Source organism: Actinocrispum sp. NPDC049592 (assembly GCF_040675465.1).
In the GTDB taxonomy this organism is placed as follows: Bacteria; Actinomycetota; Actinomycetes; order Mycobacteriales; family Pseudonocardiaceae; genus Kibdelosporangium.
This window is the reverse complement of sequence record NZ_JBFAPA010000005.1, coordinates 18,171-42,189: the sequence shown is the minus strand read 5'-3', so window position 1 is coordinate 42,189 and position 24,019 is coordinate 18,171. Positions and strand designations below refer to the sequence as shown.

Sequence of the window (24,019 nt, the reverse complement as noted above, 5' to 3'; positions counted from 1 at the left end):
GGGCCGATGTGTGAGGGATGAAAGTCGTTCGCCCCACGGCGCCGATCAACGCGCGGGGCGGTTCGGCTATGGCGTTGCCATCGGCCACGACCATCAGCGGCGCGGGTATGCCAGCGATGCCGTCGACCTGCTGCTGACCTTGATGTTCGGCGAACGGCGGTTCGCGGCGGACGCTAGCTCGCGGTTCGGACGGCCATGACGATGCCGAGGGTGAGCATGGTGGCCGCGATCAACGAGTCCAGCACCCGCCATGCCATGGGCCGGGTGAACACACCGGACAGCGCCCGAGCGCCGAAACCCAGTGTGGTGAACCACAACAGGCTGCCCGCGACCGAACCAACGGCGAAAACCCAGCGCCCGGCGCCGTAACTGTTGCCGATCGACCCGAGCAGGAACACGGTGTCCAGGTACACGTGGGGGTTGATCCAGGTGAAGGCGAGGCACGTCAGCAGCGCCGCCCGCAGGGATGAACGTCCGGCGTGGCTGGCCTGCATGGCTTCGGGGCGCAGCGCTCGGCGGGCGGCGTAGAGGCCGTAGCCGGCGAGGAACACCGCGCCCGCCCAGCCGAAGACGGTGATGGCGGACGGCCATAACGCGATGACGCCACCGATGCCGCTGATCCCGAGGGTGATGAGCACGGCGTCGGACGCGCCACAGATCGCCACCACGAGCAGCACGTGTTCGCGGCGCAGGCCTTGGCGCAGCACGAACGCGTTCTGCGAGCCGATCGCCACGATCAGGGACAGGGTGGTGCCGAGGCCCGCGGCCAGGGGTGTCAACGCTCCGTACACGGCCTTGACAGTAAGGAGCGAAATGCGAACACTCCAGCTAAACTTTCTTCAGTATCATTAGCGACCGTGATGGCTGACCTGCCCATAGACCAGGTGCGGACCCTGCTCGCCGCGGTCGAGGAGGGCACGTTCGAGGCTGCCGCCCGGGCGTTGCACCTCACGCCGTCGGCGATCAGCCAGCGGATCAAGGCGCTGGAGCAGCGGGTCGGCCGTGTCCTGCTGCAACGGTCGAAACCGGTGCGGCTCACCGAATCCGGCGAGGTCCTGGCCCGTTTCGCCCGCCAGTTCAGGTTGCTGGCCCAGGAGGCCGACGCCGAACTCGGTGTGGATGGCGACATCCGTCCCACGACGTTGCCGATCGCGGTGAACGCCGACTCGTTGGCGACATGGTTCCTCGATGCGCTCACCGCCGTGCCTGGCGACGTCAGTTTCGTCCTGCACCGCGAAGACCAGGACCACACCACTGATCTGCTGCGCGAAGGCCTCGTGATGGCGGCGGTGACGTCCAGCCCGGAACCCGTGCAGGGATGTTCGGTGCGGGCGCTGGGCCGGATGACCTACCGCGCGATGGCCAGTCCGGAGTTCGCCGCGCGGTGGCTGGACGGCCCGCTCCAGGAGGTGCTGCCGCAGGCCCCGGTGGTGGTGTTCGACAGCAAGGACGACCTGCAACACCGGTTCGCCCAAGCGGTGACCGGCCGCGATCCTGGAATGCGCAGGCATTACGTGCCCGCGTCGGACGTGTTCCTCACCGCCGTCCACAAAGGACTTGGCTGGGGGATGATCCCCGACCGGCAAGCCGATGAGCAGTCAGCACTGGGACTGCTCATCGACCTGGCCCGTGAGCACCCGGTGCATGTGCCGTTGTACTGGCAGCAATGGAAACTCGACTCGCCGCCACTGTCCGCACTGGCCGAAGCGGTGGCCGGGATCGCCGCGGACCACCTGGCACCGCTGGTCTAGCGGAAGCCGTTCTCGCCCAACGAGCCGTTGCACCAGCCGGTCACCGCGTGCCAACCCGTTTTGACCACTGTGGACTGTGAGGTGAGGTCGTGATCCAACACGAGCAAGAACCAGCCCGGCCATAGCCGCTGCTCTTGCCTGACCTGGTTTCAGGCCTGGAGGCGCCTGCCGGTGATGACCTCGATGCTCACCCTGAGGTAGAACTCCTTGATGCCGGGCGCCCACGGCCGCAGACCCAGCCGGAACGGATAGGGGGCCAGAGACCCGCGAAAAGCCGGGCTCCGTCAGATCAGCCAGGGCTACGACGGGTCAGAGCGGCCCAGCGGAGCCCGAATCCCCACGTGTTGCCCGCGGGACCGCGGTGACCCTGCCGGCCGCGGTCGTCATCAACGCGGTCGGGGAGTCGTTCACCGGCGGGGTGTCGTGAATGGACATGAAGGCCACCTTCCGCTTGTGCTGACTGGATCCTCTCGATCCGTGGGCAGCCGCGATCGGTTCGGAGAAGGGCCTGGGACACCTCATGACCCCGAGCTCGAGACGCGTCAGCGTGGTTGTTCGCCATCGGTCTGGAGCGTTTTCTTGCCTGCGATCTCCCGCTCCTCGGTCACGCTCAGGGTCGCCTCGATCAGTTCCCGCCCTCTCAACTCGTAGATGTTCGAGTAAATCGAGGAGTACTTCAGGAAAACCGCCGTCTTCGCAACAACGTCTTCCGCGCTGACCGCGGCTGTCTCGCCGCGGAACTCGTCTCTCAGGCGATACAGCGAGTTCATGTCGGCCCGCCGCCGATAGCTGTGGGTGTACGGCTTGAATGTCGCGCTCACGCCGCCCACCACCGTCACGGCCAACAGCAGGAGTTTGCCCAAGGGGCTTCCGGCGTCCACCAGGCCCACTGCCAGGATGGGAGGCGCCACGATCAGGACGACATTCAGGATGATCGCGGTCAGCCGGTGGAACTGCCGCCACCTGCTCAGCCATCTGCAGTCCCGCGACATGCGCGCGTTCAGCTCTTCGATGAGCGTGTCGACGTCTTGCATGCCCCTTGGTCGCCAGAACCGGCCGGCGTGATACGAACGTCCTGGTACCACGCTCCGACCGTCACTCGAATGGACCGTCAGCACTTTTCGATCGGGATCCCGGCTATCCCAGCTGGTCGCGGCGGCGGGTCAGGGCGACGGTCTCGGCGGTGTTGCCCGCCAGTTCGATGGCTTTGTCGTAGGCCGAGCGTGACTCCTGGCTACGGCCCAGCCGGCGCAACAGGTCGGCTCGGGCCGCGTGGAAGGCGTGGTAACCGGCCAGAGTGCCGTCCAGACCGTCGATGGCCGCCAGCGCCACCTCGGGGCCGTCGAGCTCGGCGACCGCGATGGCGCGGTTGAGGGCGACGATCGGCGAGGGGTCGACGCGGGTGAGTTGGTTGTAGAGCGCGACGACTTGCGACCAGTCGGTGTCGCGGATATCGCGGGCGGAGGTGTGCACGGCGTTGATGGCGGCGAGGATCTGGTAGCGGCCCGGGGCGATCCCGGCGGCGGCAGCGGCGAGGCGTTCGCGCACGAGCCGGTGGCCCTCAGCGATCAACGCCGTGTCCCAGGATCCACGGTCCTGCTCGGCGAGGGCGACCAGCTCGCCGCCGGCCGAGACCCGGGCGGTGCGTCGGGCCTCGATCAGGAGCATCAGGGCCAGCAGCCCGGCCACCTCACCGTCGTCCGGCAGGAGGGCGTGGATCAGGCGGGTGAGCCGGATCGCCTCGGCGGTCAGGTCGTGGCGCACGGGATCGGTGTCCGGGCCAGTGGCCAGATAGCCCTCGTTGAACACGAGGTACAGCACGGCGAGTACGCCGGTGACGCGGGCGGGGAGATCCTCGGCGGACGGCACGCGGTAGGGGATGCGCGCCGCCTTGATCTTGGCTTTCGCGCGGGTGATCCGCTGCCCCATGGCGGCCTCGGTGACCAGGAAGGCGCGGGCGATCTCCGGCATGGTCAGGCCGCCGACCATGCGCAACGTCAGCGCCAGGCGGGACTCCATCGCCAGCGCCGGGTGGCAGCAGGTGAAGATCAGCCGGAGCCGGTCGTCGTCGATGGCGCCGAGAGGCTCGGGCGGGTCGTCGTCGTACACCAGCTGAGCCTCCTTGTGCTTGTCGTCGCGCTTGCTCTCGCGCCGGATCCGGTCGATGGCCTTGCGGGTGGCGGTGGTGGTCAGCCAGGCGCCGGGGCTGGGCGGCACGCCGTCGGCCGGCCACCGCTCGACGGCGGTCGCGAACGCCTCGGCGGCCGCCTCCTCGGCGATGTCCAGATCACCGAAACGCCTGGTCAGCGCCGCGACCACCCGGGCCCACTCCTCGTGGTGGGCCCGGGTGACGGCCTGTTCGGCATCGCTCACTGGAACGGCCGCACCTCGACCTTCCGGTTGCACGCCTTCGACCCGTCGGCGGCGAGCTTGAGCGCCACGTCGAGATCGGGTGCCTCGATGACCCAGAAGCCGGCGAGGTACTCCTTGGACTCCAGAAAGGGCCCGTCGGTGATCAGCCCTCGCCCGCCCCGGTTGTCGATGACGGTCGCCGCCTCGGGAAACGCGAGGCCACCCGCGAAGACCCAGTTGCCCTCGGCCTGGAGCCGCTCGTTGAACACGTCGATCGCGGCGTCCTCCTCCGGGCTGGCAAGGGCGGCCTCGTCGTGGATCACGGAAATCAGGTACTGCATCTGAAGATCATCTCCTGTGGTGTCAAGACGGTGTTGTTCTACTGGGTTGTCTACTGGCGCTGTCTACTGGCGGTCGTGCCCTCCCAATGCGACGCGGTGAGTGTGGCCCAGCCACCGCGCTCGAACCCGTTCCTGCGGTTCTCGTCCAACGCGCCGCCGTTCCCCTGCATCACGCCATCGAGGGTCACCTGAGTCATGGTCGTCAGCTTCATGGTCGCGGTTCCTCCACCTCGGCGCCGCCCCTGTGCCGAACAGGCCGGGACTTTCGTGGCACCGGCCGTGGCCTCGCGGGCGGGATCGCTGTCCACACGGGACTGCCACAACGCCGCTTTGGCCGTGACGTCCCGCCGAAGCCAGCGGCGTCAGCGCTGGAAGACGAGCAGCTCGCTGGTCTCGTACTGAGGTCCATCGTCCAGCGACGGCAGTGCGGCTTCGATTCTGGCGAAACCGGCGTCGATGACGTCCTTGGTCATGTGCTCGAAGGCCGACACGGCACGCAGTCTCAGCCTCTCGACGTCCTCGGCCAGGCTTGCCGAGCGCGGCCACACGACCTGCTCGCGAGCGACGAACGTCCACCCGGCGTCGACGAAGTCGCCACGTACCTCCCGTTCGGTGGGGAACTGCGCCCTGTCGACCTCCCGCCATTCGGGCACGATCCGGAACCACCAGACATCCGGCATCCGGTCGGCGAAGTTCACCTGCACAAAGAGCCTGCCGCCCGGCTTGACCACCCGGCGCAGCTCCCGCGCGGCCACACCACGATCGCCCACGTGATGCCAGACGAAGAACAGCAAAGCCGCATCGCACAAGGCATCCGGCAGCGGGATGTGCTCGGCGGACCCGGCGGTGTACGTGACGGCGGGGTGAGGCACGGCCTGTTCGCGCATCTTGTCCGACGGCTCGACGCCGTGGACGGGACCGCCAAAGGCGTCCGCCAACGCGGGCGTCATCCGGCCGGTGCCCGAGCCCAGATCGAGCCAGACCAGTGGCCGGGTCTCCGGCAGGTGGTACCCGAACGCCGTCATCCAGATGTGCAGTGCCTCGGGCGACATCTGTCGTCCTGCGGCGTAGACAGCGTGCAGGCGTGCGTCGTAGTCGACCTTCTCCACAACGACTTCTTACGTCGGCTCGCGATTGGACTGTTAGGTGGACTGGCTGACCTCGTACTCCGCCCGGTCGTCACTCTTCAGGCCGAGGTCGCCAGAGCGACAGCGACCAGAGCTACGAAACGGACCCGGGTCATGGCTGCGTACGTTGTCGCTCGGCGGCTGCCCACCTTCTCCTGGCTATAACAACTTTCCGGGGGCACGTGGGTGTGCTTTCCTTCCGGCGTGATGGATTCCTCGACGCACGCGCGGTTTGCCGAGCTGGTTCGCGCCGAGCTTGCCTCTGGTGCGGGGTTCGACGATGTGTTGGGGCTGCTGAGGCAACGCGGGCTGCGCAAGGGCGAGTCCATGATGGTCATGGCCGCGGCGATGGACCCCAAGCCAACGGCGCTGAAGTCAATGGTGCACCTCAGCCCGGTGTGGGCCGATCACCGCGAGGGCGACGAGGCCGCCGAGGAGATGTTGTTCCGTGCGCTTTTCGTCATGTGTGTGATGGGGGAGGGCGAGATCAGCGCGCCCGCTGAGGATGCGGCGGAATGCGAGGAGCGTCGGCAGCGGGCCAGAACTCAGCTGCGGGACGTTGCCGCCGGTCTGCCGGACGAAACGTTGAACCGCTATCACGAGTTGATGGCCAAGGGCCTGCTCGGCCAGGCGTTCGCCGCTCTGGTGGCCGTCGGGCATCAACACGGTGCGGATGACGTGGTGTGGTGTGCGTTGGCGGAGGTCGCGGAGACGTTGTGCCTGAATGAACTTCTCGGCGATGACGAACCGGTGGCCGGCGCCGATGACTCCGTGCGAGCGGCTTACATCGTCCGTCAGTTCACTGCTTAGCCGGGACGACGTCGGTGATCCGGCCGGTGTCGTCGTGAGCACGGCCCGGTAGCGGTTCTTCCAGACTCCGCGGTTCTTCGCGAGGGCGTGGTCACGTTGACCGACGAGACCGACCGGCACATCGCGAAGGTCGTCGGGAGCGCGGTGCCTGGTGTGCGGATCGGATGTCTCAGCGTGGTGGCGTCAGGTCCTGACCCGGGTTGCCGACCAGGATGGTCGCCAGGCGGGCTAGCTGGGAGCGTTGGGGGCCGGTGAGGACTGAGGCCAGGGCGTGGATCCGGCGGCCTACCTCGGCTTCGCACTCGCGGACCAGGTCAAGTCCTTGGGGTGTCAGGGAAACCTGGGTGACCCGGCCGTCGTGGGGGGCGGGGCTGCGCTGGACCAGGCCGCGGCGTTCGGCGCGGTGGACCAGGCCGGTCATGCTGGACTTGTCCAGCTCCAGGTACCGGGCGAGCTCCAGCATCGCGGGCGTGCGGTCGCGCAGGATGCCGAACAGGCGCAGCTGGATGATCGACAGCCCGTGCTCGGCAGCGATCTTGCCCAGCTCACCCTGCACGCGGAAGGACAGCTGCGCCAGGGCGTCGACGATGCCGAGATCCGGCGGGCGGTGGGCGGGCATGGGGCCATCCTAGGTCATCTAGTACGTGGCACAAACCAATTGACTTGGTACGTGGCACCAACTAATTTAGTTTGTGCCACGTACCAATCGAGGGGAGCCGCCATGTACGCAGCCGTCGTCCGCTCGTTCGACAACCCGCCTCGCTACGAGGAATTCGCCACGCCGACCCCGGCCGACGGGCAGTTGTCAGTGGACGTGCTTGCCGTCGGACTGCACCCGCGGGTGCGCTCGGGCGCCAACGGCACGCACTACACCAGCGACGACCGCCTGCCGCTGATCCCCGGCGTCGACGGCGTGGGGCGGTTGGCCGACGGGCGTCGTGTCTACTTCGTCGCCGACGATGACGCCCCCGGAACCATGGCCGAGCGGGCGGTGCTGGATCCCCGCCGCGCCATAACGTTGCCTGAGGACGCGGACCCGGTGGTCATCGCCGCCGCGATGAACCCGGCGATGTCCTCATGGGTGGCGTTGCGCCGCAGGATCGCCTTCCAGCCCGGCCAGAGCGTGCTGGTGCTCGGCGCGACCGGCAACGCCGGGCAGATGGCCGTGCAGATCGCCCGGCACCTCGGCGCCGCCGGGATCGTCGCGGCCGGCCGTGATCCACAACGCCTGGATCTGTTGCCCGGCTTGGGCGCCACCACAGTCGTGTCGCTGGCGGACGACCCCGGACGGCTCGGCGAAGCCGCCGCCGATGTCGACGTCGTGATCGACTACACCTGGGGTGAGCCCACCCAACGCGCGATTCCAGCCGTGCTCACCCGCCGCGCCGACCGCGGCAAACCGCTGGACTGGATCCAGATCGGCTCGATGGCGGGGCAGGAGATCACCCTGCCCTCGTTCGTGTTGCGCGCGGCGAACCTCCGGATCATGGGCAGCGGACAGGGATCCGTCACGGCCGCCGGGATCCTCGCCGAACTGCCGTCACTGATCGGCCTGCTCGTGTCGGGCACCCTCAGCGTGGACGCGCTGGCGATGCCGCTCGCCGACGTCGAACAAGCCTGGATCGCCCCTGTCAAACCCGGCCAGCGCGTAGTCCTCACGACCTCCCCCTAGACACACACCACGTCGCTGACCCGGCACGCCCGGTGAACAAGGCCGGTATTCGTGGCAGCGGCCGTAACGTGCGCTTTGACCTGGCCGAACAAGTGGCCATGAGAATCGTCGCGGCGGTCCTGGCCGGTCTCCTGCTGCTGGCCGGTTGTTCGTCCACTGTGGCTGGAACCGCGTCGGTGGGCACAGCTCCGGCCAGTACGCGCACACCCACGACGACCGCCGCCACAACACAGCCGGCGAAAACCTCGGCAACAACCTCGGCGAAGCCCTCGCTGAACCCGCCGCCGACGTCCATCGACGAAAGCGCCCAGCTGCAGTACTGCGACCAACGGATCACCGGCGCCCTGGGCAAACCGATGAACGTCGTCGTGGTCGAGACGCCGGCCGGCCGGATCACCTGCGACCAGGCCGGCGCCGTGCTGGTCGACTACTACACCCAGCGGCCCGACCCGAAGCCCGGTTCGGCACCGGTCGAGGTGGCCGGCTTCTCGTGCAACCAGGTGCCCGAACCGGACTTCCCGCAGGTGATCTGCGCCGACGGCGCGTCGCTGTTCTACTCGATGTGGCCGCAGGGCGGCTGAGCAGCCGTCACTTCTCCCATACGGGAACCGATGGCAGGCCTAGCTCGCGGCGGGCGTTGTCGGTCAGTTCCTGGATCAGGTCCGTCTTGGCCGCAGCGTAGTCACCGTGATGGGTTCCGGCCGCCACGATCGACCGCTTGAGCTGTGCGTACCGTTCGGCGTCGGCCGGGTGCTCGCGCAGGTAGTCGCGCAGGATCCGTTGGTTGCGGGTGGGCCAGCTCGCCAGCGTGACGATGTGCAGGTTGTGCGTGAGCCTGCCGTTGTCCGTCCGGATGTACAACAGGCGGTCGGTCATTCCGTTGAGGTGCCTGACGAACTCGAGCCCGAGGAGGGCATCTTCGCGCTGCCCCACCGTTTCGAGGTGCTCGACCGCGGCCATCAGGTCGATCACCGGTTTGGCCGCCAGGCCCGGCACGGCGGTCGAGCCGATGTGTTCGATCGCCGTGAAAACCTCGGGCAGCGCCGCCGTCAGCCCGGCGATCGCGGCCGCCGCCATCCCGGGCCACCGCGGGTCGTAGTCGACGATCTCGATGCCTGACAAGGCCGTACCTCCCCCTGGTGCGTGGAGGATCATGGTACTGGTCAGTCGAAGGGGTGGTGGGTCTGCGCGTGCAGGGCGTGGGCCGCTGCGTGGGTGACTTGGTCGGTGAGGTCCTGGTCCAGCCGGGAGGGCAGCTGGCGGTCCGGCGGGGTGGCCATGACGAGCGCAAGGGCGCAGGCGTGGTGGACATGGAGGTCCAGTCGTGCGCCCCGGCCGTGGGTGAGTGCGCGGAGCAGGCCTGGCAGCACCAGTACGGCTTCTTGCCCGCTGTCCAACCGGATCACCTCGGCCGCCGTCAGGTCGATGGTGCCGTGCAAGAGATCGACGATCGTGTGGGCGCCAGAGGTGATGCGGCGCAACGGGAAGATGTCGGCGTCGATGGGGTTCCAGGTGGTGACCTCGGCGAAACCGGCGATCATCAGCAACGGGCACAGCACCGGCAACGCGTCCGCGCCGGCGATGACGACCGTGCTCGTGCGCGGAGTGCGGCCTGCCTGGCTCGTGGCGGTCAGCAGGGCGGCCGTCAGGGCGATGGCGATGATGTCCTGATCGGTCAGGACAGGCAGGCCGCGGGTCAGCGCTCGCGCACGGCAGGTGAGCCCCGGCGGGGTGCGCTGGAGGAACACCGCCCCGACGTCGGACGGCAGGCCGCGCAGGTCGGTCTCCGACCCGTCCTCGACCGTCGTCGTCCAGGTCCGCAGTCCCGCGAAGTCCTCGATCAGGGCCGCGTACCGCATCAGCGAGGGCCAGGTCATGGTGTCGGAGACGAGCGCCACCACGGCCACGGTCAGTCGCCCGGGGCGGGGAAGTCCAGCGTGGTGGTGCCGGCCCAGCCGGTGGTGTCGATGCCGTGCCGGGCGGCGAGGTCGAGCAGGTCCCGGACGCGGGCCGAGTGCAGGTGCGCCTCGTAGTCGTGACCGGCCCGCCTGACCTCGGCCAGCGCCGCGAAGGTGTCGGTGACCTGGCTGCGCAGGACCGTTTCGAACTCGCTTGTCGTTCCCGTGCTCCCGCGGCCTGCCATGGCACCACTCCCTCTCGACCGGAAGCACCATCATGTGCGCACTTAATAAATTGTGCAACTAGTGGCGGTGGTCGGCAGATGCGGAGCGCCGATCCGGGTCAGCTGCCGGGGGAGTCGTCCGCGCCGGTGTCCGGGGTCGTGATCGGCGTCCGGAGGTCCTCGAGCAGTTCGACCTGACCGGCCAGCACGCCGGTGAGGATCTTGCGGGCCACCGCGAGCAGCTCGGCGAACAGCGGGCTGGCCAGCGAGTAGTAGACGTTCGAACCCTCTTTGCGGGTGGCCACCAGACCGGCCCGGCGCAACACCGCGAGCTGCTGCGACAGGTTCGCCGGCTCGACGTGGACCTCGGGCAGCATCTCGGCGACGGCGTGTTCGCGCTGGCTCAGCAACTCCAGGACCCGGATCCGCACCGGGTGGCCGAGCGTTTTGAAGAACTCCGCTTTGAGCTGGTAGAGGGGCCTGGTCACCGTGCGCCCGCCGTCGTCATGTCGCCATCCTTCCGCGCCGCCCACGAATCCGAGGAGGTCGCAAGGTCCGGCATCGGCCAACCTTAGCAAGTTCGCAGGTGCGGGCCTCAGCCAACGTCGCCGACATCGTCCACTGTGGACGACATGTCGATCATCGCCCGGGTCGCGGCATCGGCGATCCGGCCGACCAGGGCGCGGTCGAGCGCGGACGGCACCCGCAGGTCCGGCGCCGTGGCCATGACCAGCTCATAGCTGCACGCCAGGTGGACGTCGACCGCCATCGTGGCCGCCGGGGCGCCCGCGACGGCTTGGACCAGGCCGGGCAGGGCGAGCAGGGGGTAGAGCGGCAAGCCCGCCATGATCACCTTGGGGTCGTCCTCGGCGGCCACGCCCACCAGGTCGATCACGGCGTCCGCGTCCGCCGCGACCTCGTGCAGCGGGAAGGCGTCCGCGTCGGCGGGGTTCCAGGTGGTCACCTCGCTGACGCCGGTCGCCACCACCAGCTGGCTCAGCAGCGGCATCCGCGCGGCACCGGCGATCAGCACGCGACTGTTCCGCGGCGGCCGGCCCGCCCGGCTCAACGTCGTGAGCAAGGCCGCGGTCAGCGCGATCGCGGTGGTGTCCCAGTCGGTGACCAGTCCCGGTGTCACCGGGATCGCGGCCGGCTTGACGTAGGGCAGGAACACCGCTCCGGTTTCGCCCAGCAGCTCGTCCACGGCGGTCCGCAGCCGTCCGGGTTCGACGGCGAGAACCTGGGTGGGCAGGTCGGTCAGCTCGTGGATGATCATCGCGTGCAGGCGCAACAGTGGTTCTACGGCTTGTAGCCGCAGCTCGGGCCGCCCGAAGTCCATCCGGCCGGGCAGTGCGCTGCCGTCGCTGACGACGCCGACGGTTCGCCCCGGCCCCTCCTCCATGGCTTCATCATCTGCTCATGTATAGAAACCTGCAAGTGTTAACGTCGTTATCTCTTGGTTTTTGAACCATCGCGCCCCCGGTGCCGTATCCCCTTGCGAGGACCCAATACGGTGTCCTCAAACCCGGCCGCACCGGATCCGCCGCGGACCGGGGAGCGCGATCCCGGGTGGACCCAGCACGGCCTGACCGATGTCCGCCCGGATGCTCGGAGACAAGAAGGACGCCGTGAGACGACTCGCCGTACCGTTCCTGCTCGCCCTTGCCCTGGTCTCGTTCCCCGTCGTGACCCGCGTGGCCCACGCCGCCCAGCCGTTGTCGGCCGTCGACGCCGACCTGATCATCAAGGTCCGGATGGCCAACCTGTGGGAGATGCCCGCGGGTCAGATGGCGCAGGCGAAGTCGGCCAACCCCAAGGTGCAGGAGGCCGGCAAGACCATGGCGGCCGACCACGCCGCGCTGAACGTCGAGGTCGAGCGCCTGGCCGGGATCTACGGCCTGAAGCTGCCGGACTCCCCGTACGACAACCAGAAGAGCTGGCTCACCGAGATGGCACAGTCCTCGGGCACCCAGTTCGACTCCGTGTTCGCCATGCGCCTGCGCGCCGCGCACGGGCTGATCTTCCCGATCATCGCCAAGTCCCGCGTGACCACGCAGGACCCGGAGATCCGCAAGTTCGCCACGACCGCCAACAGCATCGTGAACAAGCACATGACCCTGCTGGAAGCCACCGGGATGGTCGACTTCCAGACGCTGAACGACCCCACGCCGCTGATCGTCAAGTCCGACTCGAACGGCCTGGACATGATCGTGGCGCTGACCCTCGTGCCCATGGTGGTGGCGGTCGCGATCTTCCTGCTCTGGCTCGCCACCGGCCGCAACAAGCGACGCCCCGGCAGCGGGCGGCCTCGCTGGTCCCCGGATCCGGACGACGGCGAGTACCGCGGGGACTCCGGCGACCGGCGCGGCGGAACCCGGTCCCCGGCCCGGAACTCATCCCGCTGACCCATTGGGGCGAACGGACTACGAGCGGCGCCTCGCCCGGCCGAACCGGAAGTAGGCCAGCGGGCCGATGAAGTTGATGGCGATGATGAACGCCCACAACGGTTTCGGGCCGTTGACCTGATCGCTGGAGCGGTGCGACAGGTCGTACCAAGCGGCCAGGGCCAGGGCAGCCTGCACGGTCCCGCCGACGATGATCGCCCGACGCTGCCGCGTGTCCAGGTCACGCCATTTCTTCTTGTCCGCCATCAGTCCTCCTGCCAGCGGGTCGCGTAAACCGCGGCCTCCTCCAGGTCGGCACGAGAAACGCTACCCGCACCACCGTGCCGGGCGCGATCTCGCCGCACCCAGGGCCGGGTGCCGCCTCCGGCCGGGCTTGCCAGGCAAAGCGACGGCCCTCATGCTGGGTCGGTGCCGTTCTCCCTCAAGGCCTGAAGACTCTGTCGCCGCCTTGCCGATGCTTCTCAGCTTGGGAGCGGAACACCAGCAGCGGAGGTGTGTGTGCCGTGCGCGAACTGACCGTGGCGACGGTGATGACCAAGGACCCGGTCACGGTGGCTCCGGACACCCCTTTCAAGGACATCGCCGACGTGCTGGACCGCAACAAGATCGCCTCGGTGCCGGTGGTCGGCCGGGACGGTGTGCCGGTCGGTGTGGTCACGCAGCTGGACCTGGCCGGCAAGCAGGGTGTGCGGGCCGCGGATGTGATGACCCTCCGCGTGCTCGCGGTGGACGCGGGGGAGTCGGTCAGCTTCGCCGCCCGGGAGCTCAACAACCGTGGCGTGCACCGCTTGTATGTGCTCGACCACGGCCGTCTGGTCGGCGTGGTGTCCCGGCGGGACCTGCTGAAGGTGTTCCTCCGCTCGGACGAGGAGATCCGGGTCGATATCGAGCGTGAGGTGTTCCAGCGGACCCTGTGGGCGGACATGAGCCAGGTGACCGTCACGGTGACCCAGGGCGAGGCCACTCTCACCGGCCAGTTGGACCGGCGCAGCGAGGTGGAGATCGCCGGCCGGCTGACCGCGACCATCCCCGGCGTGGTGGACGTCCGCAACAAGCTCGACCACACCTGGGATGACCACCACCGCGGCCACGGCTTGTAAGCGGTCCACCGATTCCGAGTAGCTAGGTCCACGTTGGAAATGCGTTGGTGTCACTGCATTCAGGACTATTTTACTAGTTGATTCCATACGTGACGAAAAATCAGACCGGCCTGGAGCCGATCGGGACCGTCGCCTCATCCGCCCGGTCTCGCTCGTGCAGACGCCGCCACTGCGCGCCCACGAACTGGACGGTCGGTGCTGGTCGGCATCGACGGATCGGCGACGAGCGAGGCGGCGCTCCGGTTCGCCGTCGAGAGGCCTCGCTGCGCGGCCGTCCGCTCGTCGCGGTGCACACCTGGGGATGAGCTGTTCGTCGACCTCTCGCTGAACGACACCATCGCTCACCTCGGCTCGGTCGGTGCCTTCCCGAGCAGCGCACGGGCGTGGCGGGCCGGTTCCGGTGTGGTGTTCGTGGTGAACAGCGCCCACATCAGCCCGGCGATCACCGCGCCGCTGAGCACGAACACCGGGAACACCAGGTCGAACACGTCGGTGGCGGATGAGGGTGGGTGGCCGCGGTCGAGGTGGACCGCGACGGCGCTCATGCCGGTGAAGTGCATGCCCGTCACGGCGATGCCCATCAAGGCCGCCGCGCCGAAGCGGGCGGTCACGGTCCGGACGGCGACGGCGAACGAGAACGCCGCGGTGGTGGCGCCGATGGCGATCACGAACGACAGGACCACCAGCAGCGGGTCGTAGGAGAACGAACCGCGGAACTGGATCGCCGCCATGCCCAGGTAGTGCATGCACGCCACCCCGGTGCCCGCGAGGATGCCCGCGGCGGCCAGCCGGGGCTTGCGCGGTTCGGCGAGCGTGACCATGGCCAGCCCGCCACCCACGACGACTACCGCGATGAGCCCGGAAAGTGCGGTGAGGCCGACGGAGTAGCGCAGTGGGGCGCCGGTGACGGTGAACCCGAGCAGCGCCAGGAAGTGCATCAGCCAGATGCCCACCCCGCCGATCGCCACCGCGGCGAGCCCGGTCCACAGCAGCTTGGCCCGCCGGCCGGCGGCCTGCCGGGCCCGCGCGGTGCACGACAGCCCGATCAGCGACCCGATCATGCAGACGCCGTAGGCCAGCCACAACGTCCATGTGCCCATGGCGAAATGCTGCATGTCGCTCATAGCAACGCCTGCAGTTCCATGCGCAGCTCCGGGGTGAGCAGCCCGCCGACTTTGGTCCGTAAGGCGGTCATCTCGTAGCCCAGCACCCCGATGTCGCTGTCCGGTGCGGCGAGCACGGCCAGGCACGAGCCCTCGCTGACGGTCATCAGCAGCAACAGGCCATGGCGCATCTCCACCACGGTCTGGTCGACCTCACCGCCGCCGAACAACCGCGCCGCGCCCTGCGTGAGGCTCTGCAGCCCGGACACGACCGCGGCCAGCTGGTCGGCCTGGTCGCGGGGCAACGAACTGGACGCGCTGAGCAGCAGCCCGTCGCTGGAGACCACGGCCGCGTGCGCGGCGCCGGGTGTCTTGCGGGTGAAGGAGGTGATGAGCCAGCCGAACTGGCTGGCACGGCTGGTTTCCGCGGAGGTCACCTGGTCTCCAATCGGCGGAGGCTTGGTCGTTGACGGCCGGCAGGCTGTGGATCGGGTGCCGGACACCAGCGCGCGTTCATGGCGCCTTGTCTCCTCGGTGGCCGTGGGAACGGGGGATGAGCTGCGCTCCTCGCAGCCGGCGAGGCAGGCCCGCGGCGGTGTGGCCGGGACTGTCCGCATCGGCCGGAGCCGTCGTGTCCGAGCCGGGGTTTGCCTTGTGCCGCACGGTGGTCGGCGCCTCCGGCCAGTCCGCCCCGGTCCGCCCGCCTTCCTCGTGGAACCAGGCCTTGGTCAGTTCCCGGAGCGTGGGCGGCAGGTCGGCGAGGGCGCTGTCGGTCGCCGAGGTGTCCCTGGCGTACCGTTTGTGCACGCCGATGGCTTGCAGTGCAACGGGAATCGTGCTGATCCGGGTGGTGGTGACCGCCTGCCCATCGGGCACGGTGTCGGTGTCGGACGGGGTGGGCCGCACCAGATCGGCGGGCAGGGTGACCTCGGCGACGGTGCCCGCGCCGACGCCCGCGCGCAGCCGCACCGTGATGCCGCGGCGAGTGGCCAGCCGGGCGACCACGAACAGCCCCATCCGGTTGGACATCGCGGCCTCGATCGGCGCGGGCGCGGCCAGCTGCCGGTTGAAAGTGTCCAGTTCGGACGGTGACATGCCGACGCCCTCGTCGGACACCTCCAGGCACACCTCGCCGCCTGGCCGCACCGCGCACACCACGACGACCTGGGTTTCCGGCGGGGAGAAGGTGGTGGCGTTGTCCAGCAACTCGGCCAGCAGGTGGATGACGTCGTTGACGGCCGGTCCCAGCAGGACCACGTCCGGGGTGGGCCGCACGACCGCCCTGGTGTACTGCTCGACCTCGGAGATCGCCGCACGGACCACGTCGGCGATGTCGATCGTGCGGGTGGTGGTGCGGCGCAACGTCGCACCGGCCAGCACCAGCAGGTTCTCGCTGTTGCGGCGCATTCTCGTGGCCAGGTGGTCGAGCTTGAACAGCCGGTCCAGCTGCTCGGGATCCAGCTCGTCGGCCTCCATCGTGTCGATCATCCGCAGCTGGGTCTCCACCAGGTTCTGGGTCCGGCGGGACAGGCTGACGAAGATCTCGTTGACGCTGTGGCGCAACGCCGACTGCTCGGCGGCCAGCCGCATCGCCGAGGCGTGCACCTCGTCGAACGCGCGGGCCACCTGGCCGATCTCCTCGCCGGAGTGCACCGGCACCGGGGCGATCCGGACGTCCTGCCGCTGGCCGGGATCCGCCGCGATCCGCTCGATCGCCCTGGGCAGCTCGCGGTGGGCCACGTCCAGCGCCCGGCGCCGAAGTGTCCACAATGGACGTAGCATCGTGCTGGCGAAGTACAGCGTCAGCATGAGGCCGAGCAGCAGGGCGCCGATGACCAGCGCGGTGTCGCGCAGGGACTGGGTCTTCGCGCCGACGTCCAATGCCCGCACCGCCTCGCCGAACGCGCCGGCGAGCTTGGTCTCGTACAGCAGCAGCTGATCCAGCACCGGCTGTGAGGCCTGGCGCCAGACCTGTGGATCCAGCCCGGGCGGGCCGCCGCTCCGGGCGCGGGCGAGCGCGGCGGTCTTGAGCTGGTCCCGCTGGTCGAGCAGCCGCTGGTCGACCATGGCGGACAACCAGGTTCGCTGCTCGTCGGTGCTCACCTCACGCAGGGTCGCGGTGGCGTCACGTTCGCGGGCGTCGGCCACTCGCAGTGCGTCGATCTCGTTGTCCGGCAACGTTTTCGCCGAACCGGCCGCGCTGAGCACGGTGTGCTGGAACTGGGCCTGCTCGATGACCCGGCCGACCGCGCCGAGCGCGGCCGCGGTGCGGCGGATGGTCGCCTCCCCGGCCAGCCGCGTGCCGAACTCGTCCAGGCTCAGCAACGGGGTCAGGGTCGCGGTCAGCGGAGTGGCTCCGGCCGAGCCGGCGGAACGGCGCACCGAGGGCAGGTCGTGCAGCCTGCGCTGGGCCTCGGCGATCCGGCCGTCGGCGTCCAGGCCCGCCGGTGCGTCGGCCACCTCCTCGTCGAACGCCGCGACAGCGGCGTCGGTCTGACGTCGTTGCTGGTCAACGTCGGCAGGGGCGGCCCTGGCGATGGTCAGGTCCCGTTCCCGTTGCAGCGCATGGACCACCGCCCTGGCGCGGTCGAGCACCGTGACCTCGGCGCTGGCCTGGGCGGCCTGACCGGCGAGCGAGAGCTCGCCTTCGACCCTCCCGGCCGCCAGCACGACGGCGACGACCGTGGGCAGCACCAGCACCATGGTCAGCTTGACCCGCAGAGGCCAGTTGTGAATCCAGAGCAGTCGCGACTTGGGTCGTTTCTCTCTGTGGTTGTTCATGTGTGGTGCATCACTCCTCGAGGGCCGCCAACCCCACGCATTCCTAACGCACTGTCGCGGCGTTGGGGAGTGGTCGACCCCGGAGTCACACTTCCGGGCGACAAAGTTCCGTTGTCTACGAAGAAGAATCCGGGTCGCGCGTGGACAACTTTCCCACGGCTTACGTGATCGTGTAACGATGGGCCACATGCGCGTCGTCTCGGAGTCCCAGCTGGCCACGCTGGTGTCCAGATCGGTCGATCCACGAGTGGTGGTGAGTGGGAACTTCGCCACGCCGTCGGACGCGTTGGCGATTCTGGACAAGGCGATTCCCGCCTACCGGCTGTTCATGCTCAACGCCCAGCCGGGGATCCCGGACCGCGACGGCGTGGTCCTGGAGACCCCGTTCGTGGGGGCGGGCATGCGCGGACGCGCCGCGTTGCGGTACTTCCCGTCGCGGCTCTCGCTTGTGCCGCACCTGCTTCAGCAAGCGTTGCCGCCGGACATCGTGCTGCTGCACACATCTCTGCCGCTCGACGGCACGGTGTCGCTGGGCACCGAGGTCAACATCCTGCCCGCGGCCATCGAGGCCGCGCGGGCGCGTGGCGGACTGGTCATCGCGCAACTCAACCCGCACATGCCCTACACGTACGGTGACGCGGTGCTGGCCACCGACGAGATCGACTACGGCATCGAGGTCGCCGCCCCGCTCGCCTCACCCGCGGTCCGCGAGATCGGCGCTGTGTCACGGGAGATCGGCGGCAAGGTTGCGTCCCTTGTGGACAATGGGGCGACCCTGCAGCTGGGTATCGGCGCGGTCCCGGACGCCGTGCTGGCGTCGCTGACCTCGCGGCGTGGCTTGGGTGTGTGGTCGGAGATGTTCAGCGATGGGGTGCTGGGCTTGGAAAAGGCGGGCGCGCTCGACCCAGCGGTGCCGGTGACCGCGTCGTTCGTGTTCGGTACCAACGAGTTGTACGAATGGGTCGACCGCAACCCGCGGGTTCGCATGCTGCGCACCGAGAAGACCAACGATCCCGGCCTGATCGCCCGCCAGCGCGCCCTTGTCTCGGTCAACGGCGCTCTCCAGGTGGACCTGTTCGCGCAGGCCAACGCGAGCCGGGTGCGCGGCGCGATCTACTCGGGTTTCGGCGGGCAAACGGATTTCGTCGTCGGCGCCCTGCACTCGCCTGGCGGCAAGGCGATCATCGCCCTTCCGTCCTGGCACCCCAGAGCCGACGTGTCCACAGTGGTCCCTCGCCTCACCGGCCCGGTGACCTCGTTCCAGCACAGCTACATCGTCAGCGAACAAGGCATCGCCACCATCTGGGGCCACGACGCCGCCACCCAGGCCCGCCAGATCATCGACCATGTCGCCCATCCCAGCTCACGTGATCACCTCCGCGAGGCGGGCCGGGAGCTCGGCTTCGCCCTGACCTGAACCATCCGGTTGGCCTGGCTCGTGACCAGTGACAGGCAGCGCTGGAACGATGGGCCCTGACGGCTGGGGTGCCGGCTCCGACATGTGGAGCCGGCCGGTGACAGGAGGACGGCATGAAGGTCGACGAGCTGATCGCCAAGGCGAAGGAATCGCTGGATGTGCGGATGGTCTACGCCGAACCGTACGAACGGGACGGAGTCACCGTTATCGCGGCGGCGAAGGTCGTCGGGGGCGGCGGTGGCGGCGGCGGGCACGACGAGAAGGGCCAGGAGGGCGAAGGCGGCGGTTTCGGCCTGACCGCCAAACCGGCCGGTGCCTACATCATCAAGGACGGCAACGTCCGCTGGGCGCCCGCCGTGGACGTCAACCGGCTGGTCGCCACGATGGGCGTCATCGCGGTCGCCGGCCTGTTCGTGGCCAGCCGGATCGCCAGGATCAACGCCAAGGGCGGCCAATGAGCAGACCCGTCCCCAGGATCCGGCGACCGCTGCGGTGGTTGCGGCTCCTGGGGTTCGCGCGCGGACCGCTGCGCCGCCGATCCGACCGTGCCCAGAAAACACTGTTCGCGGCGACCACCCTGATGGCCTGCCTGGCGATCCCCGTCGCCGCGGACACCGCCGGAGCCCCCACCCTCGACCAGCTGGAGATCACCGGCGGCGGCTCGGCCGGTCAACGCGTCCCGATCTGGACGAACACCGACGGCACGCCCGTCAGCGACGCGGACCGCTCGACACGGTGGTTCGGGTGGGCGGTCAAGCTGGTGCTGGCCGGGGTGGCGTGGCTGGCCGGCGTGCTGGTCGTGTACCTGCTGATCGCCTGGTTGTTGTTGCAGCGCCGGATCTCCTCGTGGGACAAGGAATGGCAACGCGCCGACCACGCCTGGCGCCGAATCCCTGACTGAGGTCACACCAGTCCTTGTGACTGGGCGTAGAGGGCGGCCTGGGTGCGGTCGCGCAGGCCGAGCCTGCCGAGGATGCGGGAGATGTGGTTCTTCACCGTGCCCTCCGACAGGTAGAGGCGCTCGGCGATCTCCCGGTTGGTGGCCCCGGCCGCGACCAGCCGCAGCACCTCGACCTCGCGCACGGTGAGCGGCTCGCGGTGGCTGCCGGACCGGTCCAGCACCGCGGCGAGCCGGGCCGCGGCGGCGGGGTCGAACTGGGCCACGCCCGCGGCGGCGAGCTTGACCGCGGCGGCGAGTTCCTGTGATGGCAGATCTTTGAGCAGGTAGCCGGTCGCGCCCGCGCGCAGTGAGCGCACCACGTAGTCCTCGTCGTCGAACGTGGTCAGCATGACCACCCGGCAGGCAGGCGCCCGCCTGCGCAGCAGTGCCACCGCCTCCACACCGTCCATTCCCGGCATCCGCACGTCCATCAGCACCACGTCCGGAGCCAGCGCCACCGCCTGCTCCACGGCCTCGTGCCCATCGGCGGCGGTGCCGACGACCTCGATGCCGGGCTGGATGCCCAGCAGCGACGCGATGCCCTCACGGATCAGCCGCTGGTCGTCGACGACGAGCACGCTGGTCACGCGGTCCTCGCGGCGGGGATCGTCACGGTCAGCCTCGTGCCGCAGGACGTGCTGGCGAGGTCGACCCGCCCCCCGGACAGCGCGACCCGTTCGCGCATCCCGAGCAACCCGAACCCCTCGGCGGCGGCGCCCATGCCGTGTCCGTCGTCGGTGACGGTCAGCCGGGCGCGCTCGGCGTCGAGGTCGACCGTGACGGCGATGTGGGTGGCTTCGGCGTGCCTGCGCGAGTTGGTGATGCCCTCCTGGGCGGCCCGGTAGAGCGCGTGCAGGGCGCCGGTGTCGTGGCCGTCGGGGGCGCCGCTGATCGTGAGGGTGACGTCGCCCTGGCCCGCGACGAGTTCGTCGAGAGCGGCGAGCAGGTGGAACGAGCGCAGTGACCGCACCGACTCGCGCACCTCGCCGAGCGCCCGCCGGGCCGACCGCTCGGCGTCGAGGACCGCGGCTTTCGCGGTGGCGGGTTCGCGGTCGTGGAACGCGGCGGCCTTCTCCAGCAGCACGACGATCGCGGTCAGGTGGTGGCCGAGGTCGTCGTGCAGGTCCCTGGCCACCCTGGCCCGCTCCGCCGCCGCCGACAGCTCCGCCACCGTGCGGTGCGACTCCTGCAGCCGGATCTGCCCGTCGCGTTCGCGCACCGCCACCGCGGCCATCGCGATCGCGATCACCAGCCCGACGGTGAACATCACCAGGTCCGACACCTGCTCCACGTGGGCGTACCAGCCCGGCGTGCTGATCACCGCCACCGCCAGGCACGCCGCGGCCAGCGCGAGCGCGGTGGCCTGCCCGAACGCGAAGTACGCGGTGAACGGCACGAGCAGCAGCAGCAACCGCGCCAGCCCGGAACCGTCCACATAGGACACGGCGACGTAGAGAGCCGCCCGCAGCGCCAACAGGGCCGCCGCTACCCGTTTCGGCGTGCGGACCGGGTAGCGGCGGACCTCGGCCAAGTCCACGGCCACGAGCAGCGCCAGGCCACCGGCCAGCAGCGGCAGTCTCGTGGTGCCCAGCCCGGAAGCCGCGGCGTACACCCCGGCGACCAGCACCGCGGCGCACAGCACGACGGACACCCAGGGCGCCGGTCGCGAGGTGGTCATGCCGCTCAGGCTAGTGCCGGACGAGCGCGCCACACCGTGGCGGACAGCCACACCAACACCGTCGCGCACGCGACGTGCAGCAGGGACGACCAGGGCGTGTCCGGCAGCGCCGCGAACACGGCCAGCAGGGTGAAGCCGATCGGGTATCCCCACGCGGGAACGGCGGGGAACACCTTCGCCCGCACCATCGAGATCCCGAACAACACCGTGCCGAGCACGAACACCAGCGACGCCCCCTTCACCACCACCTTGGTCAGCGCCGCCACCTGATCCGGTTGCTGGAAGAAGATCACCAGGTTCAGCGCGAACGCCACCCCCGTGAACAACCCCAGCCCGAGCAGGTTCGCCGCGTACGCCACCGCCCCGAACCGTCCCGACGCGTGCGCCTGGTGCCCATGGAACGCCACCACCGCGGGCGCCCCGAACGCCGCGCCCAGCCCGATCACCAGGCTCGTGGCCGCCGTCTCCCCGGTGAACGCCTCGATGGCCCCCGGCACCCCGATCGACACAGCGAGGACAACCCCGCACACCGCACCGAACCTCGGCAAGAAGATCCTGTTGTCCGTCACCCAACCGACGCTATGAGCGCGGCCGCCTTGCCCGGAAGTTCCTACCGGCCACTTCGGACGTCAAAGGTCATGGTGTGCGGGGTGCCGACCGGCACGTGCCGGTCACGCTTTCCGCTGCCGGGATCCCACTGTGGACCGATGTCGGCCGCGCCGATCGCGACTTCGGGCCCGCGGCAGTGCGGCGGTCAGTGGCGAGCGACCGCTGGGAGGTATCCAGTGGGCCACTTCGGTGCCCGCCATTTGCGCGCCCACGGTTGGCCGAAACTGGCCGGTGTGTTCACCGGCGCCGGTGGGGTATGCCTTAGGCGGATTGGAATTCGGGGAGGTTGGTCTGTGATGGTGCGAACCGTGGTGAGTCTGGCTGGCGCGGCGTTGGTGGCCGCGTTGATCGGCGGGTGCGGGAAGACCGCGCCGACTGCGGCGGAGGGAACTCCGTCCGCGTCGACAAGCACCACCACCACAACGGTTCCCTCGACGACGACCACCACAACCACCGCTGCGCCGCCGCCCTCACCGGCGCAGGCAGCCCCGGCGGAATGCAAGGTGGCCGACCTGAGCCTGTCGATCCGCGGCGAGGACGGGGCCCTCGGGACGATCTACCGCGGGCTGGTGTTCACCAACACCGGCGGGCGGACGTGCACCATCGAGGGCTTTCCCGGAGTGTCCTTTGTGGCCGGTGACGACGGGCACCAGGTCGGCCAGCCCGCTGTCCGCGACGGCGCCAAAGGTGGCGTTGTCAGCCTGAAACCCGGCGACGCGGCCACCGCGCCGGTGGGGTTCACCAGCATTGACGCCTACGACCCCGCCGAATGCCAGCCCACGCCGGTCCGCGGCCTGCGGGTCTACCCGCCGCACGACACGGCCTCGGCGTTCGTCGCGTTCCCCGGCCAGGCCTGCGCCAACCCGTCGGTGCCGCACCTGAAGGTGCTGACCGTGCACGCCGGGCCGAACCTGAACTGACGCCGCCCGGAAAAATCAGTTGCCCTGCGGCTGGCGGGTTCACGATCATGGCGGACGTGACTCAGTGAGTAGTGGCGCACGCGCACACTGAAGACGGGTTCGAGTAACTCCCCGTCTTCGGGCCTGGCGTGCCTTCGTATCCCCGACGCCACTACCTCCGGGGGCGCTTGCTGGCGCGCTGAAACGCGGCCTGACGCCTCCGGCACGAGCCTGAGGATTCGCCGAACCATGAGTCACAGTCGTAGTACCCGCATGCCCGCCGAACCGGATGTCGACCGGAAGGCGTTGTGGGTGGTGAGAGAGCTCGGACTGCCCGCGATCATCAAGACGTGTGTGTCGTGCCGGGCCACGCGTCACCGTCCCACCGGCAAGATCCGCGTGAACGCCAACGGCAAGCTCCTGGATGTGTGGATGCTGATCGGCTGCGAGCAGTGCGACCGCACGTCGAAGATCCCCGTCCACGAACGCGTTCACGTCCAGGCGCTGGACCACGAACGGCTGGTGATGTTCGAGAACAACGACCCGGCCATGGTGCGACGGCTGGCCATGGACGCGGCGCTGGCCGGCCGGGCCGGCTACCGGCTCGACTGGACCGGCACCTGGGACCTGGAGACCGACCTGCCGTTCTACGACCTGGCCAAGGACGATCCGGCGTCGCTGGAGGTGCTGGTCAGGTTCGAGCTCCCGGTGCCCATCCGGGTGGAGAAGCTGCTCAGGGCCGGGTTCGGCCTGAGCCGGTCCGCCGTGCGGGGCATGGTCGGCTCCGGCCGCATCCGCCTGCCGATGGCGCTCGACGCGAAGGTGCGTGCCGACTTCAGCCTCTTCGTCCTGGCCACCGAGCCGTAGGCCCGGACACGGTCTACGGGTTCTTCGCGGGTTTTCTACGGATGT

The 24,019-nt window shown here is 69.3% G+C and carries 30 protein-coding genes and 1 pseudogene; 11 read left to right on the top strand and 20 right to left on the bottom strand.

What is annotated here, in order from left to right:
• Window positions 1-173: 173 nt before the first annotated feature.
• On the bottom strand, window positions 174-791 hold the full coding sequence (locus AB0J95_RS14915; RefSeq protein WP_364757296.1) for a LysE/ArgO family amino acid transporter: 618 nt from the start codon (window positions 789-791) through the stop codon (window positions 174-176).
• A gap of 69 nt (window positions 792-860) precedes the next feature.
• Here AB0J95_RS14915 and AB0J95_RS14910 point away from each other — a divergent pair, with 69 nt between their 5' ends.
• Window positions 861-1,751 (top strand): LysR family transcriptional regulator ArgP, encoded by an 891-nt coding sequence (locus AB0J95_RS14910; protein WP_364757294.1) that lies wholly within the window; start codon window positions 861-863, stop codon window positions 1,749-1,751.
• Window positions 1,752-2,060: 309 nt separating this feature from the next.
• On the opposite strand, the gene AB0J95_RS14905 is transcribed toward AB0J95_RS14910, so the two are convergent.
• From AB0J95_RS14905 to AB0J95_RS14880, 6 genes and pseudogenes are all read right to left on the bottom strand, one after another.
• Window positions 2,061-2,186: a hypothetical protein gene (locus AB0J95_RS14905; protein ID WP_364757293.1), complete on the bottom strand. Its 126-nt coding sequence runs from the start codon at window positions 2,184-2,186 to the stop codon at window positions 2,061-2,063.
• A gap of 107 nt (window positions 2,187-2,293) precedes the next feature.
• Complete coding sequence (locus tag AB0J95_RS14900) at window positions 2,294-2,785, bottom strand: hypothetical protein (RefSeq protein WP_364757291.1); 492 nt, start codon at window positions 2,783-2,785, stop codon at window positions 2,294-2,296.
• 103 nt (window positions 2,786-2,888) lie between these two features.
• Window positions 2,889-4,124 (bottom strand): DUF6596 domain-containing protein, encoded by a 1,236-nt coding sequence (locus AB0J95_RS14895; protein WP_364757289.1) that lies wholly within the window; start codon window positions 4,122-4,124, stop codon window positions 2,889-2,891.
• A complete protein-coding gene (locus AB0J95_RS14890; RefSeq protein WP_364757287.1) occupies window positions 4,121-4,444 on the bottom strand; it encodes a YciI family protein in 324 nt (107 codons plus the stop codon). Before AB0J95_RS14890 ends, AB0J95_RS14895 begins: the two co-directional genes overlap by 4 nt.
• A 104-nt stretch (window positions 4,445-4,548) precedes the next feature.
• Window positions 4,549-4,656: pseudogene (locus tag AB0J95_RS14885) on the bottom strand (dihydrofolate reductase); the annotation flags it as partial.
• A 150-nt stretch (window positions 4,657-4,806) separates the two neighbouring features.
• Window positions 4,807-5,553, bottom strand: a complete 747-nt coding sequence (locus AB0J95_RS14880) for a class I SAM-dependent methyltransferase (RefSeq protein ID WP_364757285.1) — start codon at window positions 5,551-5,553, stop codon at window positions 4,807-4,809.
• A gap of 222 nt (window positions 5,554-5,775) precedes the next feature.
• On the opposite strand from AB0J95_RS14880, the gene AB0J95_RS14875 reads away from it, so the two are divergent.
• Window positions 5,776-6,381 (top strand): hypothetical protein, encoded by a 606-nt coding sequence (locus tag AB0J95_RS14875; protein WP_364757283.1) that lies wholly within the window; start codon window positions 5,776-5,778, stop codon window positions 6,379-6,381.
• 169 nt (window positions 6,382-6,550) lie between these two features.
• On the opposite strand, the gene AB0J95_RS14870 is transcribed toward AB0J95_RS14875, so the two are convergent.
• The gene (locus AB0J95_RS14870) at window positions 6,551-7,000 is read right to left on the bottom strand and encodes a MarR family transcriptional regulator (RefSeq protein WP_364757282.1); all 450 of its coding nucleotides are present in this window, start codon (window positions 6,998-7,000) and stop codon (window positions 6,551-6,553) included.
• A gap of 102 nt (window positions 7,001-7,102) precedes the next feature.
• Between AB0J95_RS14870 and AB0J95_RS14865 the strand changes: the two genes are divergently transcribed.
• Both AB0J95_RS14865 and AB0J95_RS14860 read left to right on the top strand, forming a co-directional pair.
• Window positions 7,103-8,053, top strand: coding sequence for a zinc-binding alcohol dehydrogenase family protein (locus tag AB0J95_RS14865; RefSeq protein WP_364757280.1), 951 nt, complete (start codon window positions 7,103-7,105; stop codon window positions 8,051-8,053).
• Between the two features lie 98 nt (window positions 8,054-8,151).
• Window positions 8,152-8,634 carry a hypothetical protein gene (locus AB0J95_RS14860; protein WP_364757278.1) on the top strand — a complete coding sequence of 161 codons (483 nt, stop codon included), beginning with the start codon at window positions 8,152-8,154 and terminating at the stop codon, window positions 8,632-8,634.
• Between the two features lie 7 nt (window positions 8,635-8,641).
• Here AB0J95_RS14860 and AB0J95_RS14855 read toward each other — a convergent pair whose 3' ends face one another.
• From AB0J95_RS14855 to AB0J95_RS14835, 5 genes are all read right to left on the bottom strand, one after another.
• Window positions 8,642-9,175, bottom strand: coding sequence for a GrpB family protein (locus tag AB0J95_RS14855; RefSeq protein WP_364757276.1), 534 nt, complete (start codon window positions 9,173-9,175; stop codon window positions 8,642-8,644).
• A gap of 41 nt (window positions 9,176-9,216) precedes the next feature.
• A complete protein-coding gene (locus AB0J95_RS14850; RefSeq protein WP_364757275.1) occupies window positions 9,217-9,951 on the bottom strand; it encodes a hypothetical protein in 735 nt (244 codons plus the stop codon).
• Window positions 9,952-9,962: 11 nt separating this feature from the next.
• On the bottom strand, window positions 9,963-10,196 hold the full coding sequence (locus tag AB0J95_RS14845; RefSeq protein WP_364757274.1) for a hypothetical protein: 234 nt from the start codon (window positions 10,194-10,196) through the stop codon (window positions 9,963-9,965).
• A 98-nt stretch (window positions 10,197-10,294) separates the two neighbouring features.
• Window positions 10,295-10,663, bottom strand: coding sequence for a metalloregulator ArsR/SmtB family transcription factor (locus tag AB0J95_RS14840; protein ID WP_364757272.1), 369 nt, complete (start codon window positions 10,661-10,663; stop codon window positions 10,295-10,297).
• A 107-nt stretch (window positions 10,664-10,770) separates the two neighbouring features.
• Window positions 10,771-11,577, bottom strand: coding sequence for a hypothetical protein (locus AB0J95_RS14835; protein ID WP_364757270.1), 807 nt, complete (start codon window positions 11,575-11,577; stop codon window positions 10,771-10,773).
• 226 nt (window positions 11,578-11,803) lie between these two features.
• On the opposite strand from AB0J95_RS14835, the gene AB0J95_RS14830 reads away from it, so the two are divergent.
• Complete coding sequence (locus AB0J95_RS14830) at window positions 11,804-12,580, top strand: DUF4142 domain-containing protein (RefSeq protein ID WP_364757269.1); 777 nt, start codon at window positions 11,804-11,806, stop codon at window positions 12,578-12,580.
• A gap of 18 nt (window positions 12,581-12,598) precedes the next feature.
• On the opposite strand, the gene AB0J95_RS14825 is transcribed toward AB0J95_RS14830, so the two are convergent.
• The gene (locus AB0J95_RS14825; RefSeq protein WP_364757267.1) at window positions 12,599-12,826 is read right to left on the bottom strand and encodes a PLD nuclease N-terminal domain-containing protein; all 228 of its coding nucleotides are present in this window, start codon (window positions 12,824-12,826) and stop codon (window positions 12,599-12,601) included.
• 257 nt (window positions 12,827-13,083) lie between these two features.
• Between AB0J95_RS14825 and AB0J95_RS14820 the strand changes: the two genes are divergently transcribed.
• Entirely contained in the window at window positions 13,084-13,680 is a 597-nt protein-coding gene (locus AB0J95_RS14820; protein WP_364757265.1) for a CBS domain-containing protein, read from the top strand.
• A 341-nt stretch (window positions 13,681-14,021) separates the two neighbouring features.
• On the opposite strand, the gene AB0J95_RS14815 is transcribed toward AB0J95_RS14820, so the two are convergent.
• From AB0J95_RS14815 to AB0J95_RS14805, 3 genes are all read right to left on the bottom strand, one after another.
• Window positions 14,022-14,780, bottom strand: coding sequence for an MHYT domain-containing protein (locus AB0J95_RS14815; protein ID WP_364757263.1), 759 nt, complete (start codon window positions 14,778-14,780; stop codon window positions 14,022-14,024).
• Between the two features lie 20 nt (window positions 14,781-14,800).
• Entirely contained in the window at window positions 14,801-15,220 is a 420-nt protein-coding gene (locus tag AB0J95_RS14810) for a roadblock/LC7 domain-containing protein (RefSeq protein WP_364757261.1), read from the bottom strand.
• Window positions 15,221-15,296: 76 nt separating this feature from the next.
• The gene (locus AB0J95_RS14805) at window positions 15,297-17,564 is read right to left on the bottom strand and encodes a nitrate- and nitrite sensing domain-containing protein (RefSeq protein WP_364757259.1); all 2,268 of its coding nucleotides are present in this window, start codon (window positions 17,562-17,564) and stop codon (window positions 15,297-15,299) included.
• A gap of 187 nt (window positions 17,565-17,751) precedes the next feature.
• Here AB0J95_RS14805 and AB0J95_RS14800 point away from each other — a divergent pair, with 187 nt between their 5' ends.
• The 3 genes from AB0J95_RS14800 to AB0J95_RS14790 all read left to right on the top strand — a co-directional run bounded on the left by AB0J95_RS14800 (window position 17,752) and on the right by AB0J95_RS14790 (window position 19,882).
• Window positions 17,752-18,981, top strand: coding sequence for an acetyl-CoA hydrolase/transferase C-terminal domain-containing protein (locus tag AB0J95_RS14800; protein ID WP_364757257.1), 1,230 nt, complete (start codon window positions 17,752-17,754; stop codon window positions 18,979-18,981).
• 113 nt (window positions 18,982-19,094) lie between these two features.
• On the top strand, window positions 19,095-19,439 hold the full coding sequence (locus tag AB0J95_RS14795) for a spore germination protein GerW family protein (RefSeq protein WP_364757255.1): 345 nt from the start codon (window positions 19,095-19,097) through the stop codon (window positions 19,437-19,439).
• Complete coding sequence (locus tag AB0J95_RS14790; RefSeq protein WP_364757254.1) at window positions 19,436-19,882, top strand: hypothetical protein; 447 nt, start codon at window positions 19,436-19,438, stop codon at window positions 19,880-19,882. The genes AB0J95_RS14795 and AB0J95_RS14790 overlap by 4 nt, the downstream gene beginning before the upstream one ends.
• Before the next feature lie 2 nt (window positions 19,883-19,884).
• Here AB0J95_RS14790 and AB0J95_RS14785 read toward each other — a convergent pair whose 3' ends face one another.
• Genes AB0J95_RS14785 through AB0J95_RS14775 form a run of 3 tightly spaced genes read right to left on the bottom strand, consistent with a single transcriptional unit; the run spans window position 19,885 to window position 22,168 of the window.
• Entirely contained in the window at window positions 19,885-20,508 is a 624-nt protein-coding gene (locus AB0J95_RS14785; protein ID WP_364757252.1) for a response regulator transcription factor, read from the bottom strand.
• A complete protein-coding gene (locus AB0J95_RS14780) occupies window positions 20,505-21,599 on the bottom strand; it encodes a histidine kinase (RefSeq protein ID WP_364757250.1) in 1,095 nt (364 codons plus the stop codon). The genes AB0J95_RS14785 and AB0J95_RS14780 overlap by 4 nt, the downstream gene beginning before the upstream one ends.
• Before the next feature lie 5 nt (window positions 21,600-21,604).
• Entirely contained in the window at window positions 21,605-22,168 is a 564-nt protein-coding gene (locus AB0J95_RS14775; RefSeq protein WP_364757248.1) for a hypothetical protein, read from the bottom strand.
• A 348-nt stretch (window positions 22,169-22,516) separates the two neighbouring features.
• Here AB0J95_RS14775 and AB0J95_RS14770 point away from each other — a divergent pair, with 348 nt between their 5' ends.
• Together AB0J95_RS14770 and AB0J95_RS14765 are read left to right on the top strand one after the other, a co-directional pair.
• Window positions 22,517-23,128: a DUF4232 domain-containing protein gene (locus AB0J95_RS14770; protein WP_364757247.1), complete on the top strand. Its 612-nt coding sequence runs from the start codon at window positions 22,517-22,519 to the stop codon at window positions 23,126-23,128.
• A gap of 228 nt (window positions 23,129-23,356) precedes the next feature.
• On the top strand, window positions 23,357-23,974 hold the full coding sequence (locus AB0J95_RS14765) for a DUF1062 domain-containing protein (protein WP_364757245.1): 618 nt from the start codon (window positions 23,357-23,359) through the stop codon (window positions 23,972-23,974).
• Window positions 23,975-24,019 lie beyond the last annotated feature (45 nt).

Excerpts from the sequence above, each read along its gene's own strand:
- AB0J95_RS14910 (WP_364757294.1), top strand. The coding sequence starts at position 861 with ATGGCTGACCTGCCCATAGACCAGGTGCGGACCCTGCTCGCCGCGGTC.
- AB0J95_RS14905 (WP_364757293.1), bottom strand. The coding sequence starts at position 2,186 with ATGTCCATTCACGACACCCCGCCGGTGAACGACTCCCCGACCGCGTTG.
- AB0J95_RS14900 (WP_364757291.1), bottom strand. The coding sequence starts at position 2,785 with ATGCAAGACGTCGACACGCTCATCGAAGAGCTGAACGCGCGCATGTCG.
- AB0J95_RS14890 (WP_364757287.1), bottom strand. The coding sequence starts at position 4,444 with ATGCAGTACCTGATTTCCGTGATCCACGACGAGGCCGCCCTTGCCAGC.
- AB0J95_RS14870 (WP_364757282.1), bottom strand. The coding sequence starts at position 7,000 with ATGCCCGCCCACCGCCCGCCGGATCTCGGCATCGTCGACGCCCTGGCG.
- AB0J95_RS14865 (WP_364757280.1), top strand. The coding sequence starts at position 7,103 with ATGTACGCAGCCGTCGTCCGCTCGTTCGACAACCCGCCTCGCTACGAG.
- AB0J95_RS14860 (WP_364757278.1), top strand. The coding sequence starts at position 8,152 with ATGAGAATCGTCGCGGCGGTCCTGGCCGGTCTCCTGCTGCTGGCCGGT.
- AB0J95_RS14845 (WP_364757274.1), bottom strand. The coding sequence starts at position 10,196 with ATGGCAGGCCGCGGGAGCACGGGAACGACAAGCGAGTTCGAAACGGTC.
- AB0J95_RS14835 (WP_364757270.1), bottom strand. The coding sequence starts at position 11,577 with ATGGAGGAGGGGCCGGGGCGAACCGTCGGCGTCGTCAGCGACGGCAGC.
- AB0J95_RS14825 (WP_364757267.1), bottom strand. The coding sequence starts at position 12,826 with ATGGCGGACAAGAAGAAATGGCGTGACCTGGACACGCGGCAGCGTCGG.
- AB0J95_RS14815 (WP_364757263.1), bottom strand. The coding sequence starts at position 14,780 with ATGGGCACATGGACGTTGTGGCTGGCCTACGGCGTCTGCATGATCGGG.
- AB0J95_RS14805 (WP_364757259.1), bottom strand. The coding sequence starts at position 17,564 with ATGAACAACCACAGAGAGAAACGACCCAAGTCGCGACTGCTCTGGATT.
- AB0J95_RS14800 (WP_364757257.1), top strand. The coding sequence starts at position 17,752 with ATGCGCGTCGTCTCGGAGTCCCAGCTGGCCACGCTGGTGTCCAGATCG.
- AB0J95_RS14795 (WP_364757255.1), top strand. The coding sequence starts at position 19,095 with ATGAAGGTCGACGAGCTGATCGCCAAGGCGAAGGAATCGCTGGATGTG.
- AB0J95_RS14790 (WP_364757254.1), top strand. The coding sequence starts at position 19,436 with ATGAGCAGACCCGTCCCCAGGATCCGGCGACCGCTGCGGTGGTTGCGG.
- AB0J95_RS14780 (WP_364757250.1), bottom strand. The coding sequence starts at position 21,599 with ATGACCACCTCGCGACCGGCGCCCTGGGTGTCCGTCGTGCTGTGCGCC.
- AB0J95_RS14765 (WP_364757245.1), top strand. The coding sequence starts at position 23,357 with ATGAGTCACAGTCGTAGTACCCGCATGCCCGCCGAACCGGATGTCGAC.